This is a genomic window from Mesorhizobium sp. M7A.F.Ca.US.005.03.2.1 (genome assembly GCF_003997795.1).
In the GTDB taxonomy this organism is placed as follows: Bacteria; Pseudomonadota; Alphaproteobacteria; order Rhizobiales; family Rhizobiaceae; genus Mesorhizobium; species Mesorhizobium ciceri.
The window spans coordinates 1-3,338 of the sequence record NZ_RZRP01000706.1 but is presented as its reverse complement, the minus strand read 5'-3'; the positions used below and the strand labels follow the sequence as shown (position 1 = coordinate 3,338).

3 protein-coding genes and 1 pseudogene are annotated in these 3,338 nt (G+C 59.6%); 2 read left to right on the top strand and 2 right to left on the bottom strand.

The annotated features are described in order from the left end of the window. Positions 1 to 190: hypothetical protein (locus EN991_RS40400; RefSeq protein WP_127370011.1), on the bottom strand; the 190-nt coding region annotated here is incomplete at its 3' end. 140 nt (positions 191 to 330) lie between these two features. Between EN991_RS40400 and EN991_RS28740 the strand changes: the two genes are divergently transcribed. Both EN991_RS28740 and mazG read left to right on the top strand, forming a co-directional pair. Continuing rightward, complete coding sequence (locus tag EN991_RS28740) at positions 331 to 1,833, top strand: winged helix-turn-helix domain-containing protein (protein ID WP_127370012.1); 1,503 nt, start codon at positions 331 to 333, stop codon at positions 1,831 to 1,833. A gap of 135 nt (positions 1,834 to 1,968) precedes the next feature. After that, positions 1,969 to 2,793, top strand: a complete 825-nt coding sequence (mazG, locus tag EN991_RS28735) for a nucleoside triphosphate pyrophosphohydrolase (RefSeq protein ID WP_013531500.1) — start codon at positions 1,969 to 1,971, stop codon at positions 2,791 to 2,793. 62 nt (positions 2,794 to 2,855) lie between these two features. On the opposite strand, the pseudogene EN991_RS28730 reads toward mazG, so the two are convergent. After that, a pseudogene (locus EN991_RS28730) lies at positions 2,856 to 3,338 on the bottom strand (GTPase HflX); the annotation flags it as partial.

Sequence of the window (3,338 nt, the reverse complement as noted above, 5' to 3'; positions counted from 1 at the left end):
CAAGATCATCCTCCGGGACGACCTCCGGCTGGCGACGGAGACTCGTGTAAGGGTCCACGAATGCCATCTTGAGTGCATCTCCCACAAAGCCGGACATGGCGGCAAGCGATGCGCCGATTTGGAGCCACGCAAAGCTGGGCTTCGACAGGTTAAGGCGGCGGGTGGTGATGGGGGTGGGCATGTCAGTCATGGTGTCCTCCTGTGACGGGGAGAGTGACACCGGTTCCCGTTCAAATCCTTGGCCCGGACCTGAAGAGTCCTGAACGGCCCTGAAGTTCGCCTTCAGGGTCATCTTGGATTATCTTGCCCGCGAGGACGGGTTCTTTGCCGATGGACTTGGAGTTTGGGAACTATCGTTTGAAACGCGCCGAACGGCAGTTGCTGGGGCCGAAAGGTCCGGTGGAGCTTTCGGCCCGTTCCTTCGACATCCTCGCCATGTTGCTCGACAGGCCGGATGAGGTGGTCAGCAAGACCGAACTTTTCGATGCGGTCTGGCCCGGCCTGGTGGTGGAGGAGAACACGCTGCAGGTCCACATTTCGGCGCTACGAAAACTGCTGCCCGCCGAAATGATCGTAACCGTGCATGGCCGTGGCTATAAATATGCTGGCCCTAGGCCCTTCGGGGCTACAGCAGAAGCTGCGGCGCCGACCAGGCCATCAATTGCCGTTCTACCCTTCCACAACATGAGCGGGGACCCGGAGCAGGACTATTTCAGCGACGGGATTACAGAAGACATCATCGCCGGGCTCGGCAAGTTCAGGGAGTTCCTAGTCATTGCGCGGAATTCCTCCTTCCAGTTCCGAGGCAAGGCCAATGACGTGGCCGAGGTGGCAAAGAAACTTGGCGTGCAGTATGTCGTCGACGGTAGCGTCCGAAAGATTGGCAACCGGGTTCGCATCACCGTGCAGCTGACAGACGCCGTCTTGATGGCCCATATCTGGGGCGAACACTACGACCGCGAACTCGACGACATTTTCGCCATCCAGGACGAAATCACCCAGATGATTGCGGCGCGTCTGGCACGACAGACCAGAACAGCGATTGCATCGCGCGCCAGGTCCCGGCCGACCAACAATATGTCGGCTTATGAGTTTTACTTGCGGGCGCTACAACTTGCAGCCGTCTATGATACGGTGCTCGAAGCAGAACCCTTTCTGCGCCGGGCGGTGAGCCTCGATCCCCGGTTTGCTGCCGCCCACGCCATGCTCAGCTTTGTGGAGTCCTTCAAGTACTATTGGGACTACAACAATCCCGGTCATTTGCATTCCGGACTGGAGATCGCAAGAACCGCATTGGGCCTTGACCCCGACGAGGCCTATGGGCATCTCGCCACCGGCTTCGCTCACTTGTATTTGCGCCAATTCAGGCAAGCTGAAATCAGCCTCGACCGGGCGGTTGCGCTCAATCCGAACGATCCGTTCATTCTTAGTATCCGCGCTATTTTCCTCAATCACACGGACAGGCCCGAGGAAGGGCTTAGCGAAATAAACGAAGCCCAGCGCCGCGACCCGTACGCTGTGGGATGGTATGATGACTTCCGTGGCGTCATACTGACGACGGCTGGGCGGTATCGCGAGGCAACTGCCTGCTACGCGAAAATGGCGACTGTACCTCCGTGGTCGCTCGTTCGTCTTGTCGTCTGCCATTCCGAACTCGGCGAAATCAAGCAAGCGCAAGACGTCCTGGCAAAAGTCAAGGCGCATTACCTTGGACTAAGCCTTGACGAGATCATTGATACGGAAGTGGACTTCTATGCCGATCCCGCAGTGTGCAGCCGTTACCGCGCGATCCTGCAGCGCGTTGATAACGAAGGAGTTGATAACGAAGGATAAGTTTCACTACAGCCCGGCGGCGAGAAGTCCAGGCTCTGGTCAGCTGACCTTCGCAGAGCTGCCCCCTGTGGACAATCTCCCCTTGCCAACTGACAGCGTTGGCAGAGCGGCCGGTCGCGGGATAGCATCAGCCCTATGACGCCATCGAAAGACATTTCGCGCCTGATCGAGATCATGGCGGCGCTGCGGGCGCCGAAGACCGGCTGTCCCTGGGATATCGAACAGGATTTCTCGACCATCGCGCCCTACACGATCGAAGAGGCCTATGAGGTCGCGGATGCCATCGCGCGCGGCGACCTCGACGATCTGCGCGACGAACTCGGCGATCTGCTGCTGCAGGTCGTCTACCACGCGCAAATGGCCGAGGAGGCCGGCGAGTTTGCCTTCCCCGATGTGGTGCAAGCCATCACGACGAAAATGATCCGACGCCATCCGCATGTCTTCGGCGACGAAAAGGCCCGCAGCGCCGGCATGGCCAAGGGCATGTGGGAAAAGATCAAGGCAGAAGAGAAGGCAGAGAAACGAAGCGCCCGCCTCGCGCGCGGTCTCGATCCCGAAGACAATGGCAAGGGGTTTCTGGACAGCGTGCCGGTCGCCCTGCCCGCGCTGACCCGGGCGCTGAAACTTCAGGAGAAGGCCGCCCGCGTCGGCTTCGACTGGAGCGAGGCAGCGCCCATCCTCGACAAGATCGAGGAAGAGATCGGCGAATTGCGCGAGGCGCTGGCCAAGGGCGACACCGCCTCGATCAAGGACGAGTTCGGCGACATGCTGTTTGCCGTCGTCAATCTCGGTCGCCACCTCAAGCTCGATTCGGAAGCAGCGCTGAGCGGCACCAACGAGAAATTCCGCTCACGTTTCCATTATGTCGAGCAGGCTTTGGAGAAAGCCGGCAACACGCTGGACAAGGCTGATCTGGCCGAGATGGAAGCGCTCTGGCAGGAAGCAAAGACCGCGAAGTAGTCTCTCTTTTCGGGCAACTCCCGACGGAAACCGCTATACACTTTTCCTGGAACTGCTCCGGATTATCCGTTGTTTTTACGACGCAATCTGTTTTCGATCTCTTCGCGCGCGCTTTGCGTGGCCTTCAGCGAGATGGTGGCGCTGCCGTCGTCATTGTCGCTTCGCGAAACCACATCGCCATTGCGGTAAAGCCAGTCGACAAGGCCGAACTGTGCCGGCTCGATCGTCACGGTGAGGTCTTCGAGTTCGCCCGCCATCCGCGTTTCGATGATCGCCTTCAGCCCATCGATGCCCTCGCCGGTCACCGCCGACACCGCAATCGGCGGCGCCTTGTTGGCATCGGCGCCGTCTGCAAGCAGCCGGGTCCGGTTGCCTTCGTCGAGCCGGTCGATCTTGTTCCACACTTCGATCACCCGCTTGGCATCACCAGCGTCAACGCCAAGATCTGCAAGGATACGCTCGACATCCTCGGCCTGGGCGGCCGTGTCCGGATCGGAAATGTCGCGCAGATGAAGCACGAGGTCGGCCTCGACCACCTCTTCCAG

Coding starts and splice junctions, on each gene's coding strand:
- EN991_RS28740 (WP_127370012.1), top strand. CDS start 331: ATGGACTTGGAGTTTGGGAACTATCGTTTGAAACGCGCCGAACGGCAG.
- mazG (WP_013531500.1), top strand. CDS start 1,969: ATGACGCCATCGAAAGACATTTCGCGCCTGATCGAGATCATGGCGGCG.